The sequence below is a fragment of the Paenibacillus athensensis genome (assembly GCF_004514475.2).
Taxonomy (GTDB): Bacteria; Bacillota; Bacilli; order Paenibacillales; family NBRC-103111; genus Paenibacillus_AL; species Paenibacillus_AL athensensis.
On sequence record NZ_MYFO02000003.1, the window covers coordinates 329,040 to 343,412 of the forward strand.

Here is a 14,373-nt window from a genome sequence, read left to right on the forward strand (position 1 = left end):
GGACTCTGCTGCCTCTGGGGCGAACGGTGCAGGTCTCCGTCCGCAGGCCGGCGCGGCCGGGTCGCCCGATGGGAGTGACGGGACGTCTGCTGGGAGCGGCGGGGCATCTGGTGGAGACCGAGCAGAGTCCGCCGAGAGTAGTGCAGCGTCTGCCGGGAGCCGTGCAACATCAGGGGAGAGCGATACGGTGACTGCCGTGAGCCGTGCAGATGATGTCGTGAACGGAGTAGCTCCCGGCAGGTGGGACTGGATGCGTGCAGAGCTGGATACGCTGCGCGTCCAATCGCAGTATCGGACGCTGACTGATTCCATACCGCTGGCTCACGGCTGGATTGAGCGTCACGGCAAGCGGATGCTCAATCTGGCGTCCAATCACTATTTGGGGCTTCCGCACCTGCTGGATGAGACGCAGCTTGCAGCTGCGCTAGGCAATGCGGCGGGCCAAGTTTCCACGGGATCGACGGCTTCGCGTCTGATTGTCGGCAACGATCCGGTTTTTGCCGAATTTGAGCGGGAATTCGCTGCATTCAAGGGTACCGAAGGCTGCTTGCTGTATGGCAGCGGCTATATGGCCAATGTCGGCGTCATCAGCGCTTTAGTGGGCCGGCGCGGCATTGTGTTCAGCGATCGTCTCAATCATGCCAGCATTGTGGACGGCATCGTGCTGAGCCGGGCCGAGCATAAGCGCTACCGCCACCGCGATCTTGACCAGCTGGAGCGTCTGCTGTGCGCCGCCGAGCCGGGGGCACGCAAGCTGATCGTCACCGATTCAGTGTTCAGCATGGACGGCAGTCTGGCGCCGCTCAAGGAGCTGGTGTGGCTCAAGGAGCGCTATGGCGCGCATCTGATGGTGGACGAAGCGCACAGCGGGGGCGTGTTCGGCGAGCGGGGCGAGGGATTGACCCATGCGCTAGGCTTGACCGGGGCTGTTGACATACAGATGGGCACCTTCAGCAAGGCATATGGCTGCTATGGAGCCTATGTCGCCGGAGACCGGACGCTGATCGACTATTTGGTCAACCATTCGCGCAGCCTGATCTACACGACGGCGCTGCCGCCAATGGTTGTGCGAGCGGTGCGGCACAACTGGCGGCTCGCTTGCGAGGCCGCCGAAGCTCGCCGCCAGCTGGCGGCGAATGCCGCTGCTTTTCGCGAAGCGCTGCAGACGCTGGGCTTCGACACAGGCGCCAGCGAATGCCATATTGTGCCGCTGCTCGTCGGCGGCAACGAAGCGACGCTCCGGCTCAGCGAGCGTCTGCAGGAGCGGGGGATCGCCGCTGTGGCGATCCGCCCGCCGACCGTGCCGGAGGGAACGGCGCGAATCCGGTTTACGCTGACGGCGGCGCATCGGCCGGAGGATTTGCAGCAGGCAGCAGCGGCGATTGGCGAATCGGGACGCGAGCTGGGCCTGATCAGCTGAGCGGCGGCGCGGAACGGTCGACCAGATCGAGCCGTCGGATGGTTGATCGGATCGATGGGCCGTATCAAGCCGCTGTGACAATTGACAGGTGCGTTGTGGTCCGTTGTGGCCTGATCAGCTGACCGGCGAAGATCGGAGGAGAAGCAGTTGCAAGGTAACAGACGAATAGCTTGGCTGCACGGATGGGGGATGTCTTCCCGAATATGGGAAGACCTCTCTTCTTTATTCCCCGAAGCCGAGCATCATTATATCGATTATACGCATTGCACGGAGCCGGAGCATTACCGTGCGGCGGTGCGGCGGCTGCTGGCCAGCGGCGACAGTCGACCGTGGTCGCTGGTCGGCTGGTCGCTTGGCGGCATTTTGGCGCTGGAAGAGGTTATCTGTGGACAACTTTGCGTAGATTCCGTAGTTCTGATCGGGGCTACGTTGAAATTCACAGCCGACGATCGCGCCAAGGGCTGGCCCAAGCGAGTGCTTGAGCGGATGATCAAGCAGGTACGTTGCGATCCGCAAGCGGTCGTGGAGTCATTTGCCGCTGCGATGCTGACGCAGGAGGAGCTGGAGCTGGCGGATCGCCAGCGGCTGCTGGAATATGCCGCCGAAGCGGTTCCCGAAACAGCCGACAGCTTGGCAGCAGGGCTTGGCCTGCTGCTGGAAAGCGACTTGACCGGACGGTGGGCGGCATGGCGCGCACAAGCCGAAGGCGGACAGGGGGCGGCGAAGCCAAGGCTGCTGTGGATTCACGGGCAAGCCGACGCGATTTGCCCTCCAGGCGCTATGCCCGACGATTTGACAGAGCGCGAGCGCAGCGTGCTGGCGGCTGCAGGGCATGCGCCGATGGTGACGCAACGGGCCCGGCTGGAGCATGAGTTAAGGGGTTTTTGGCATGGAGATTGATAAAGGGCTGGTCCGCAAGCATTTCGACCGTCATGCGTTTGAATATGACCGCTATGCCAGCGTGCAGGCCCATATGGCCGTCCGGTTGGGACAACTGATCGTCCGTTATGCCGAGCCACCCGGTGTGCGGCGTATTCTGGAGCTTGGCAGCGGGACGGGAGGCTTAACCGGCGAGCTGCTGCGGGAATATGCGAACGCCGAGCTGACAGCGGTCGATATTTCGGCAGCGATGCTGGCCATGCTTGGCGAGCGGCTGGGAGCAGCGGCGTCCGGCCGTGTCCGCGCCGTCCACGGCGATGCGGAGGCGGATGGGGTATGGACGCAGCTTGCCTGGGGCTGCGAAGCCGGGCCGTTTGATCTGATGGCGTCCAGCGCTGCGTTTCAGTGGTTTAACGAGCCGCAAGCGACGCTGGCGCGCTGTCTGGCGCATTTGCGGCCCGGCGGTGTGCTGGCGTTCGCTACGTTTGGTCCGCAGACGTTTCACGAGCTGACATCGGCTTTCCGCTCGGCGGAGCAGGAGCTGGGACTGGCGCACAGGCCGCATGGCCAGACGTTTTGCACGGAGGCGCAGTGGCGAAGCTTTTTCCCCTCAAGTCTGACGCTTTGGCAGGAGGAGAAGAGGATCGAACGCTTTGCGAGCGTCCGCGATTTTTTGCAATCGGTTCAGAAGGTAGGAGCCGGCAACGCTTCCCGCGTTGCTGACGATAGCGGCGGGCGGTTGTCCGGACGGCGGCTGCTTGCGGCGATGCAGGAGCGTTATGCGGCGGATTTCGGCGATGCGTCGGGGATTCCCGCGACGTATCATATTTGTTACGGCGTGTACTGCAAGCCGCTGCTGCGGTGAAGGAAGGCGGGTGAGCGTGTGGACGAAGGGAGAGCGGCAGCCGGTAAGCAGACTGTGGCGCAGGCCAGGCTCGTGCTGCCGGTAGCGTCGATGAGCGAGGCGCTGCGCTTTTATGAAGGCGGGCTTGGCTGGCAACGGGTGTGGCTGGCTGCTGACGAGCAGGCGGCGCTGCTTAGGATGACGGAGGAGCCGGGGGACCTCGCGCTGCTGCAGGTTGAACAAGCGTTGCAAGCGGCCGGGCGGGAGGACGCGTCTGGTGCGGCGTCTGCGCAGGCACAAAGGCTGACGGCCGGAGCCAGCTTCTATATCAGCGTACCGTCGGTTGCGGAGCAAGCGGCGCAGCTGCGCCAGCGGGGCGTTGCGTTGGCTGAGGATGAGGAGCCGTTGTTGTTGCGCAAGCTGCTGGTGCGGACGCCCGAAGGTTACACGGTTGTGTATTGGGAGGAGCTCCGTCCGTCGGAGGACGAGCTGCTGGAGCTGTATGCGCGCGGAGCAGCCGAGCTGCAGGAGGCGCTGGACAGCGTGCCGGTCGAGCTGCTGGCCCGGCCGGAGGCGCCGGGGAAATGGAGCATCGCCGGACATGCGCTGCATGTCGTCGATTTGGAGCTTGTCGCTGTGCACAAGCTCAAATTCGCCTTGGCCGAGCCAGGGCGAACGTATGCCGGCAATGCGTTTGCGCCGGACGTCTGGAGCGCCGGTCTCGACTACAGCGGCCGCTCGCCGCAAGCCGAGCTGCGCCTGCTTGCGGCGCTGCGCGACCATGTGCTTGGGCTGTGCCGCAGCCTGCCGGGAGCGCTGCAACGCTCTGTGGTGTCCGGCGGGCGCGTCGAGACGGCAGCCGGTCTGCTCAAGGCGATGGCTGGGCACAGCGCCCATCACCTGCGCGCGATTCGGCGCATTCGCGCGGGCTTTGCCGGCAGGCCGGACTGACGCCTGGATCGTGAGTATAGGCAGGACGCTTTCTTTACCGCATGTTGGCGGGTCGAGGAAAGCGTCTTTTTGGCATGGAGAAAAGCCGGGACGCCACGTTGAGTCTGGAGACGGGACCGGCTTTCTTCCAGCCAGACATCTAGCGGCTCAACGCCGGGACGGCGCGCACCGCCTGATGCCGCAGCCGGCAGTTTGCTAGCGCTGCCTGTTCTTGCGCACGTAAATCGCTGCGCCAATACATACAAAAGCGCCGAGAAAGCTTGCAATGATAGGCACGAAAACATTCATTCGCTGCACCACCTGAACTTTTTTTAACAAAATACCATAAAAAAGGCTGGATGTCGATCATAAATAAGGAAATATTTTCAATATAAAAATATTGTATAAAATTGGATAAATATATATAATGACACAGTAAAAATCCAAAAATATAGCAAAGTGGGTGAATATGGAATCATGGGCATTTTTTCATCTATGGAGCAAACATGGCTGACGGTCAGGGATGTCACAGACGAGCAGCTGGGCGAGTGGCTGGAGACGATTGGCGGACAGCTCGCCAAAGAGGCTGCACAGCTGCCGTATCGTCTGCCCGGCCCGGAGCTGGAGGAGCGGCTGGCTGCGCACGCCAAATGGCATGCTGCCGTGCAGGACGAGCTGCGCGCGGCCCGGCTGCTGCTGCTGACGCCGCATCTGTTCATCGTCGCCGATGCAGAAGGCTGCGCCCTGAGCCTGACCGGTCAGGAGTGCGTCACGCGCGTGCTGGCGCAAAGCAATATCGCGCCCGGCGTATCCTTTGCCAAGGAGCATGCGGGTATTAACGCGGTATCGCTCGCCGTCGAGACGGGGCAGCTCGCTGCGGTATGCGGGGAGGAGCACACGCTGCTGATGTTTCACGACTGGATCAGCGTCTGCTTTCCGGTGCGCGCCGGCGGCGAAACGGCCGGTTATGTCGGGCTGTGCGCCGACGAGCGGGAAAATCCGGAGCGTCTGGTCGCATTTATGCAAAGCTTGTCGGTTAACGTGCAGTACAGGCTCAAAAAGGACGAGCACGCCAAACGCGTCGAGCGTTACAGTTTCGACCAGTTTCAGCTGACCGAGCGGGAGAAGCAAATCGCCGGCTGCTGGCTGCAAAACTGGAGTACGATGCGGATTGCGCAGCATTTGGGTATTTCCGAAGGAACCGTGCGCACGATGCTGAAAAAAATTTACGCCAAATTAAAGGTCAACGACAAGGGACAGTTTATGCGCAAGCTGCTGCTGCGCGTGGAAGGGCAATAGTTCGGGACCGTTACGCTATTTTATTTATTTTCGGGAGGGAACATGTATGAATAGTCTGGTACACGTATTGGTATCTCCGAATGTCACGTTTAATCGTCTGCGCGAGCGGGGCGGATGGCTGCTGCCGCTGCTGGGTATTATTGTGTTCAGCATGGTCGCGGTGTGGCTGCAAATGCCGCTGACGCTCAGGACGGCGGAGAAGCTGCTGCAGGACAAGCCGCTTCCGGCCAATATGACGATGGAGCAGATGTTGAATTTGAATATGATCACGGGAACGGTGATGTCGGTGCTCCTGCCTGTGCTGTTTGTATTTCTGGGGGCGCTGGTGCTGATGATCGTCAATTTGTTCATTCGCGGGAATGCGACGTATATGCAGCTGGCCAAGGTCGCTTTACTGGCCTACGTGCCGTGGCTGATCTCCGGCTTGATCAGCGGCGTGCTCATCCGCACGATGGATGTAGCCTCTCCGTATGACGTTATGCTGAACGCTACGGTGCTGCTGCCGGAGAAGCATGGCTTGCTGTTTCAACTGCTCACGCTGGTCGATCCGTTCCGCATCTGGATGCTTGTCCTGGCGATTATCGGCACGGCGGTAGCGGCGGAGAAATCGAAAAAATCGGTCTGGCCGTGGCTGACGGCAATCTGGCTGCTGGTGTCGTTTTTCTCCGCGTTTTTTGCCGGACAAGCCCCTGCGGCCTAAGCTTGGAGCGCTGCGGGAGCGAATCCGGGAAAGGAGGAAGGCGTCTCAGTGAAAAAAGCAATCTGGATCGTATTGATTTTTACAGCTGTCGCTGTTCTGGTCGGGGTCAACGTCCGGCAATTAAATAAAGCGGTTACAATCACGCTCGTCAAGGTTGGCAAGGGAACGCTGGACGAGACAGTATACGCCAACGGCAAGCTGGCTCCGTTCGAGGAGGCGGTGCATTTTGCTGCGGCGGCAGGGCAAATCGACTCGATTGCCGTTGTTCCCGGCGACAGCGTGGAGAAGGGGGACGTGCTGCTGAAGCTGGACGCCCGCGATGTCAGTGAGCAAATCGCTGCCGAGCAGCTTAATGTGCGGATGAACGCGCTGGCGGCCGAGGAGGCGCGCCGCAGTACGTTTGATCAGGTGAAGGCGGCGGAAAGCGATACGGCGCGCGAGGAGCTGTTGCAGCGGCAGGAAACGTCGCTGGACAAGCTGGATTTGCAGACCGAAGGCGCGCAGCTGAAAATTCGTGAGCTGCAGCGCAAGCTCGGCGACTACCGGCTGACGGCGGCGATTTCCGGCATCGTGACCGGGCTTGACGTCAAGCCGGGCCAATGGGTGAATCCCGGGCAGCAGGCGCTCACCGTGATGAATGTCCGCAAGCTCAAGGTCAAGAGCTACCTGAACGAGCTGGACGCCGGTAAGGTGACGAAGGGACAAGCGGTGACGATTACCGGGGACGCGTTTGCGGGCGAATATCCGGGCATGGTCGAATTCGTCTCGCCGGTGGCCGGTCCGGCCGACAGTGGCTCCAGAGATCCGATGGTCGAAATGGAAATCAGTCTCGACAACCCTGCGGAGCGGCTGCGCCCCGGCTATCAGGTATCGGTGGCCTTGACGATCAAGGGCGAGGAGCGGCTGCTCGTTCCGGCTGCGGCGCTGGAGCGCGGAGCCGAGCATGCTTATGTCTACAAGGTAGTTGACGGCAAAGCCGTGCGCGTGCCGGTCAAGCTCGGTCGCGACGACGACGAGCGCGCCGAGGTGGTCGAAGGACTGGCGGAAGGCGACGAAATCATCGCCGAGCTGCCCGCCCAGCCGCTGGACGGGAAGAAGGTGAAGCTGCGGTGATTTCCTTGAGGCGGATCAGAAAAACGTACTCGAACGGCGATACGAGCGTTCATGCGCTGTCGGAGGTTGATCTGGACATTGCCGAGGGCGAATTTGTTGCGATTATGGGCGCTTCGGGCTCCGGCAAGTCGACGCTGATGAATATTCTGGGCTGTCTGGACGAGCCGACGGACGGCACGTATACGCTAGACGGCCAGCAGGTGCAGGCGATGTCGGAAGAGGAGCTGGCGTACATTCGCAATCATAAAGTCGGCTTTGTCTTCCAAAGCTTCAATCTCATTCCGCGCATGTCGGTGCTGCGCAACGTCGAGCTGCCGATGATCTACGGCAAGCTGGGCAAGGAACAGCGGCAGGCACGCGGCAAAATGCTGCTGTCCAAGGTCGGACTCGGCGAACGTATGCAACATAAGCCAAGCGAGCTGTCCGGGGGGCAGCGGCAGCGGGCGGCGATTGCCCGCGCGCTGGCGATGGAGCCGGTTATTTTGCTCGCCGACGAGCCGACAGGCAATCTCGATTCCCGCACATCGCATGAGATTATGAGCTTGTTCCAGCATTTGAATGAGGAAGGGGCAACGATCATCATTGTGACGCACGAAGCCGACATTGCGGAATATGCCAAGCGGGTGCTGCGGTTCGGCGACGGATTGCTGCTGGAGGACAGGCGGAAGGGCGGGGCTACGGCGTGAATATAACCGAAAGCATTGTGGCGGCGCTGGAAAGCTTGCGCATGAACCGGCTGCGGTCGATGTTGACCTTGATCGGCATGGTCGTGGGCGTCGCTGCCGTTGTCACCGTCGTGTCGGTAGGCGAAGCGGGCAAGGTGTCGCTGGCTTCGGAGTATGACAAGTACCCGGCATCGGTTTTTTTTCTGATCCCGGTCAGCGATAACAAAAACAGCGAGCAGCTCAAGCAGGCCTCGCTGACGCAGCGCGATGTCGAAGCGATCGGCAAAATACCCGGCATAACGGCTGTCAGCGGCACGCTCACGACGATTATGGATAGCGATATGGGCAAAGAGACGCTGCGCTTCAACCTGACAGTAGCCAATGCCGATCTCGTGAAGACGGAAAATATCAGCATGCTGGCCGGGCGTTTTTTTACCAAAACCGAAGAACGGGGACGTCAGCGGGTCGTTGTCATCGATGAAGCGCTGGCGGAGAAAAGGTTCGGCTCGCCGGAAGCGGCGGTGCACGGGAAGCTGCTGCTGCGGGGCAAAATGTACACCGTCACCGGCGTGTATCAGGCTGAAAGCAATCTGTTCAGTGACTTTGTGGAAAAGCGCTACGGGATTTATGTGCCGTCGCAGGCCGTCCCCGTGTCGGGCGACGATAATTCAATGCCCTACACGTATATTCAGGCGAAAGCCGAGCCGGGCAAGGGCGGCGAGCTTCAAGCGGTTATGGATCGGGTCCGGCAGGCGACGGCTGCGCGCCATAATTTACATGCAGGCGACTATATCGCTCAAAGCAGTGAAGAAACGCAGCAAATCGTCAAACGTGTGTTTGGCGTGCTGCAAATTATTGTTGGCTCAATCGCCGGGGTCTCGCTGCTGGTCGGGGGTGTCGGCGTGATGAACATTATGCTCGTCACCGTAACGGAGCGAACGCGGGAGATCGGCATCCGCAAAGCGATTGGCGCTACGCCGGGCGCGATCATGGGGCAATTTCTGATCGAGGCCGTCGTGCTGTGCGGGATCGGCGGAACGATCGGCATGGTGGTCGGCATTGCCGGGGCGTATATTTTTTCGCTGTGTACGAAGTGGCCGTTTATTATTTCCTGGTGGACGGTGGCTGCTGCTTTCGGTTTTTCGGCTGCCATCGGGATGTTTTTCGGACTGTATCCGGCGAACAAGGCGTCGCGCCTGCTGCCGATCGAATCGCTGCGGTATGAATGAATCCGCGTGAGGGCAACCGAATGAAAGCGCATACCCCATTTGAGGTATATCAGCCTTGTACCCGCTGTGCTAAAGTGAGGTTAGCAGCAAGAAATTACATTATCATTCAAAATTGTAAATGTTAGGTGGTGAATGACAGTGATTTTGGAGGAACTGCAAACAGTAGACGCTCCGTCCGACGCGTCCTTCTGGGCTGGCGTAGGTATCGGTACGGTAGCGGTTGTAGCCATCGGCTGGGTTGTTCTCTGCTAATTCCCGCCCTTGCCGTGCAGGCTCAGTTTGAAGAAAGGAGTTGATAACAATGATCCTGGAAGAACTTCAAACCGTAGATGCGCCGGTATCCGATTTCTCTGCCGGTCTGGCTACAGGCATCGGTATTGGTCTGGGAATTTTGGGTATTATGGTAGCCGTCGGCTGCTAATACCATCAAGCCCTAACACCGAGGTGTTAGGGTTTTTCATGTTTTGTCAGGAGGATATTATGAATCTGAAGCTGAAAAGTGATTTGCAGTTTTTTAGCGCCGGCAACGGCTTGTTTCATGTGTATGATCCGACCTCGATGAAGCATTTCAAAATCGGCTCGCAGGAGGCCGGCTGGCTGAAGCTGTTGAACGGGAGCCGCACGCGGGAGCAGCTGAAATCGCACATTCCCGAGGAATTTCTGGAGAAGTTTCTGGAGCAGGTCGAGAAGCTCGGACTGGTCGAGACGGCGGCGGCCAAGCTGAAATTCGATTTGCTGAAAATGAAGTTCAAGCTGTTCGACAGCAATGAAGCGCTGGCGCGGATGGGCGACTATACGGTCATTGCACGCAAATTTTTGAAATTGTCGCTGCTCCTTTTTGTTTTGCTGAATTTGTTTATTACCGTATACGACATGTCGGCGATCAGCGGTATCGTGACTTCGTTTACGTTCCGATATCCGATGATTCCGTTTTATATCGGCGCCATTCTGCTGATCGGGCTGCTGCACGAGCTGGCGCACGCCGTCGTCGCCAAGTCATACGGGGTTCATGTGCCGAACATCGGCTTTATGCTGCTGTATTTGCATCCCGCGTTTTATTCGGATATTAGCGGCATCCATCTGCTGACGAGCAAGCGGGAACGGATCAACACGCTGGTAGCCGGCATGATCACCAACAATATGCTGATTGCTGCCGGATTGCTGCTGTTTCATGTGACCTATGCGTTCGCGCCGGGAGCGGCTTTGTATTTCCTGCTGTTTGCTGTGATGAATACGGCGCTGATCATGGTGAACGTGCTGCCTTTTGTCGAATATGACGGGTATTACATCCTGATGAACCTGTTTGAAGAATTGAATTTCAAAAATAATGCCAAAGCCTACGTGGAGGGCTTCGTCAAGCATCGGCTGTATCGCGGGGAAATCAAGCTGGAATATATCTTTTTTCACGTGCTGTCGCGGATTTTTATGATGGCGCTGCTGTATATCGCCGTGATTTCGCTGCGCGGGCTTGTCCGCCATTTTGTCCAAAGCGTGTATGTCGATTATGCGTCTTTGGCAGCCATGCTGGGCCTGACGCTTTATATCGCGCAACGCGGCCGCAGGAGGAAAACATGAGCCCTATCGCGGAAACCTATGTGCTGAACCCATATACGTCGATTCTCGAAACCGAGCGGGCTTTTGTCATCAACTCTGTTCAAGCGAACAGCCTGTCGTTTAGCAAAACGGACCGGGCGTTCGTGCAGCAGCTGCTCTCCAGAGAGTCCTGGACGCGCGAGGAGTTGATCGCAGAAAAAGGCGAGGCTATTGCTGCGCGTCTGATCGCAACCCGCGTGCTGCTGCGTCCGGAGGAGCTGCCGCCTACGTCGGGGCGGTATTCCCGGCAGCTCGGATTTTTTGCCCACGTCACCGGCGACTGTGCCGGAACGGCCGAACGGCTTCGCAGCGCGAGTCTGCTGATTCTCGGCGCGGGCGCGATTGGCAGCCATGTGCTGTGGAATATGGCGGCAATTGGCGTCCGCGAGATTGCGATTGTCGACTACGACCGGATCGAAGAAAGCAATTTGAACCGGCAGCTGATGTACGACGTTGAGGATATCGGCAGGTTCAAGGTCGATGTGCTGGCGGAGAAGCTGCACAAATTCAATCCCGATGTCAGACTGATTGTGCATAAAGTGAAGCTGGATTCGCCGGAGGCGCTGGAAGAGCTGGTGGCTGGCAGCACGCTGGTCGTCAAGGCCATCGATACGCCGGAGCGGGCGACGGAATGGCTGAATGCGATTTGCGTCAAGCTGCAAATTCCTTATGTCAGCGGCGGATTTATCGACTTCGAAGGCATCGTTGGTCCGATTTACATTCCCGGTCACTCGCTGTGTGCGGCTTGTCTCGGTTCGGCCGGTGAGGTCAAAAAGGTCGCCGGCATCGGCCCGACCTTCGCTCCGTTGACGACAGCGGTTGCGTCGCGCATGGCCATGACGGCGTTCCGGATTATGACGGGGACGCAGCTCGCCACGGTGACGAACAAGCTGTTTACCTATCGCACACTGGAGGAGCAGTGGGAGACAACGCCGCTTGAGGTTGCGCGGCCATGTCCGGAATGCGGCAGCCAGCCCGACCCTCAGCCGGAGCGGGTACGGCGCCAACAGCTCAAGCTGTATCGTTATGCGGTGGTCTGGATCGCTGCGCTGGCCGGATTGGCCCGTTTGCTGCTTCATACGAACGCTGCGGGCGTGGTGGCATTGTTGAGCCTGATCGTCTCGCTATTTTTCCTCAAGCGGATCATGGGGCGACAGGAAGGGGCGTTGCAAAAGGAGCTTTTTAATGTCAGCTGCATCTATGGGCTTATTATTTTGACGGCGAATGCGGTAATGACGCTGCGGGTGGAATGGAGCGAGCCGGGCTGGGCAGCCCATGTGCTGGAGCTGATGCAGGCTGTCTGCACCTATGTGCTGCAGGCGGGCATCGGCATTACAGTCATCCTGATTATTTTGCATGTGGCCATGCTGGGAATTTCGGCCTTGCATAAAGTGGCTGGCAGGTGGGCGTCTTAGCTGTAATAGCTGTAAATCATTCAAGCGTAAACAAAGAAAAAGCTCGAACGTAGCGGCAGTTGGCCGTTTAGTTCGGGCTTTGCTTGTTAGAAAAGCAGATGCCGGAGGCGCTCACGCAGGCTTGAAATGGGCTTTGCATGGCAGGGGCGGCGGTTTGCGATTGGAAAACGACAAATAAACCAAAAAACAATTGCGCTGTGGCAAAAGCTCTGGTATGATGGTGAATACAGCCGTTTTTCTGCAATATTTTGATAAACGGTCGTCTATATCCAATATAATCATAGCACAAAGAGTGAACGATGTCAACCAGTCGATTTTTTCGGGGGGAGCGGATTTGATGAAGCAGGAACGGACGGCAGAGGCGCAACGGGCATGGGAGCGGGAGCAGCAGCGTTTGAACGGGGTGACGGAGCAGTTGAAGCAGCGGCTTGGCGAGCTGGAACTGGTAACCGGCAGCGTACGCGATGAGGTGCAGCGCATGCGGGCGAACTTCTGGGAAGAGGTAACTGTGGATTTCAGCACGATTGACGATGCAATTGAAAGCCATGCCAGCATGAAGCAGCATGCGGAAACGCTGGCTGAGCGCGAACGTCGTTATGGCCATGCTTTTGCCGAAGCGAAGCGAATCGGACGGCTGATCCGCTCTCCGTATTTTGGCCGGATTGATGTCCGGGAGCAGGGAGAAGAAGGCGAAGAAGCCGTGTACGTGGGCATCGCCGGTTTTGCCGACAAAGAGGGCGAGCGTTATTTGATATATGACTGGCGGGCGCCCATTTGCAGCCTGTATTACGATTATGTGCCCGGGCCTTGCGTATATGAAACACCGGGCGGGCGAATGGCCGCCGAGATGACGCTTAAACGGCAATTTGTCATTCGCGACGGCACGGTGGAGCTGATGTTTGATACGGGGCTGACGATTGGCGACGAGCTGCTGCAGGCCGTGCTGGGCCGCACGTCCGATCTGCAAATGAAAAGCATCGTGGCCACGATTCAACGCGAGCAAAACCGGATCATCCGCAACGATCATGCCCGCATGCTGGTTGTGCAAGGGGCAGCGGGCAGCGGCAAAACATCGGCGGCTCTGCAGCGTGCTGCTTACCTGCTCTACAAATATCGCGATCAGCTGCATGCCGATCAGCTGCTGTTATTTTCGCCGAACCCGCTTTTTAGCAGCTATGTGGCTTCCGTGCTCCCCGAGTTGGGTGAAGAGAATATGCGGCAGACGACGTTTCAGGCGTATTTGCAGCATCGGCTGGGCGATGAGTTCCGGCTGGAGGACTCTTTTGAGCAGCTTGAATGGCTGTTGGCCGATGGCGAGGCGGACTGGGATGCGCTGCGGTCGCAAGCTGTCGGCCAGTCAGGATTGTGGCTGACGGATGCGGAAGGCTGGCTGCCCGGGGCCGAGTGGTGGTGGATGGAAGCTGAACAGGCGGGGGAAGCGGGATCGGAAGGGTGTGCGGATGGGGAGATTGGGAAGGGCTTAGGGACAGATGAGGTCGAGACAGGGACAGACGCCGCGACGGATGGTGAGGATGAGGACGGTCGGGATTGTGTGACGGATGGTGAGGATAAGGACGATCGGGATCGTGCGACGGATGGTGAAGATGAGGACGGTCGGGATCGTGCGACGGATGGTGAGGATGGGGACGGTCGGGATTGTGCGACGGATGGTGAAGATGAGGACGGTCGGGATCGTGCGACGGATGGTGAAGATGAGGACGGCGGGGAAGCAGAATTTGTGCGTATGGAAGAGGATGCTGCGAATCGGCCGACGGTTGTCTCTGCAAAGCGGGCGGAGATGTCGGAGCAGGTCGTCCGGCTTGCCGGGATCGGTTTTAAATCATCAATAGCTTTTGTCGAGCTGATTCGCGCTTACGCCAAGCTGCTGGAGAAGTCGTTCATGCGCTTTCGTCCGCTGAAGCTGGGAGAGACGGTGTTGGTGAGCGCCGCGCAAATGGAGGAGCGGTTTTATTCGTTTGATTCGGGAATCCGGTTGCCGAACCGGGTGGAGCTACTGCGCGAATGGCTGCTGGAGCAGCTTGCCGAACGGGAGGAGGCGGAGCTGAGCGCAGCTTGGGTCGAGGATGAGGTGGAGCTGCTCGACGACGACGATTACCGGCGGGCCTACAGCGAGCTGCGCAAGACCGGAGGCGGCTTCGACTATTACGAGCAGGAGCAAAAGCTGCTGGCACGTTATGTGGTGCGCCGGCGGATGCAGCCGCTGCGGGAAGCGGTAAAGCAGCTTGCTTTTGCAGATATCCGCTCGTTGTACGTCCAACTGTTTGC

The 14,373-nt window shown here is 58.8% G+C and carries 12 protein-coding genes and 1 pseudogene; all 13 read left to right on the plus strand.

Annotation, left to right across the window (positions count from 1 at the left end; translation table 11 throughout):
* The first annotated feature begins 187 nt into the window (after positions 1-187).
* Entirely contained in the window at positions 188-1,420 is a 1,233-nt protein-coding gene (bioF, locus tag B5M42_RS07945; protein WP_329959267.1) for an 8-amino-7-oxononanoate synthase, read from the plus strand.
* A 147-nt stretch (positions 1,421-1,567) separates the two neighbouring features.
* Positions 1,568-2,320 carry an alpha/beta fold hydrolase gene (locus B5M42_RS07950; protein ID WP_268999111.1) on the plus strand — a complete coding sequence of 251 codons (753 nt, stop codon included), beginning with the start codon at positions 1,568-1,570 and terminating at the stop codon, positions 2,318-2,320.
* Complete coding sequence (locus B5M42_RS07955) at positions 2,310-3,164, plus strand: methyltransferase domain-containing protein (RefSeq protein WP_134755503.1); 855 nt, start codon at positions 2,310-2,312, stop codon at positions 3,162-3,164. The genes B5M42_RS07950 and B5M42_RS07955 overlap by 11 nt, the downstream gene beginning before the upstream one ends.
* Positions 3,165-3,182: 18 nt before the next feature.
* On the plus strand, positions 3,183-4,094 hold the full coding sequence (locus B5M42_RS07960; protein ID WP_134755505.1) for a DinB family protein: 912 nt from the start codon (positions 3,183-3,185) through the stop codon (positions 4,092-4,094).
* A gap of 456 nt (positions 4,095-4,550) precedes the next feature.
* A complete protein-coding gene (locus tag B5M42_RS07965; protein WP_134755507.1) occupies positions 4,551-5,372 on the plus strand; it encodes a helix-turn-helix domain-containing protein in 822 nt (273 codons plus the stop codon).
* A 46-nt stretch (positions 5,373-5,418) separates the two neighbouring features.
* On the plus strand, positions 5,419-6,072 hold the full coding sequence (locus B5M42_RS07970) for a YIP1 family protein (protein ID WP_134755509.1): 654 nt from the start codon (positions 5,419-5,421) through the stop codon (positions 6,070-6,072).
* Between the two features lie 48 nt (positions 6,073-6,120).
* Positions 6,121-7,185: an efflux RND transporter periplasmic adaptor subunit gene (locus B5M42_RS07975; protein WP_134755511.1), complete on the plus strand. Its 1,065-nt coding sequence runs from the start codon at positions 6,121-6,123 to the stop codon at positions 7,183-7,185.
* The gene (locus tag B5M42_RS07980) at positions 7,182-7,871 is read left to right on the plus strand and encodes an ABC transporter ATP-binding protein (protein ID WP_134755513.1); all 690 of its coding nucleotides are present in this window, start codon (positions 7,182-7,184) and stop codon (positions 7,869-7,871) included. Before B5M42_RS07975 ends, B5M42_RS07980 begins: the two co-directional genes overlap by 4 nt.
* Complete coding sequence (locus B5M42_RS07985; RefSeq protein WP_134755515.1) at positions 7,868-9,079, plus strand: ABC transporter permease; 1,212 nt, start codon at positions 7,868-7,870, stop codon at positions 9,077-9,079. Before B5M42_RS07980 ends, B5M42_RS07985 begins: the two co-directional genes overlap by 4 nt.
* Before the next feature lie 132 nt (positions 9,080-9,211).
* Positions 9,212-9,331, plus strand: a complete 120-nt coding sequence (locus tag B5M42_RS25490) for a daptide-type RiPP (protein WP_329959270.1) — start codon at positions 9,212-9,214, stop codon at positions 9,329-9,331.
* Between the two features lie 228 nt (positions 9,332-9,559).
* Entirely contained in the window at positions 9,560-10,654 is a 1,095-nt protein-coding gene (locus B5M42_RS07990; protein ID WP_134755517.1) for a zinc metalloprotease, read from the plus strand.
* A complete protein-coding gene (locus B5M42_RS07995) occupies positions 10,651-12,087 on the plus strand; it encodes a HesA/MoeB/ThiF family protein (RefSeq protein WP_134755519.1) in 1,437 nt (478 codons plus the stop codon). Before B5M42_RS07990 ends, B5M42_RS07995 begins: the two co-directional genes overlap by 4 nt.
* A gap of 337 nt (positions 12,088-12,424) precedes the next feature.
* A pseudogene (gene helD, locus B5M42_RS08000) lies at positions 12,425-13,429 on the plus strand (RNA polymerase recycling motor HelD); the annotation flags it as partial.
* Between the last annotated feature and the right edge of the window lie 944 nt (positions 13,430-14,373).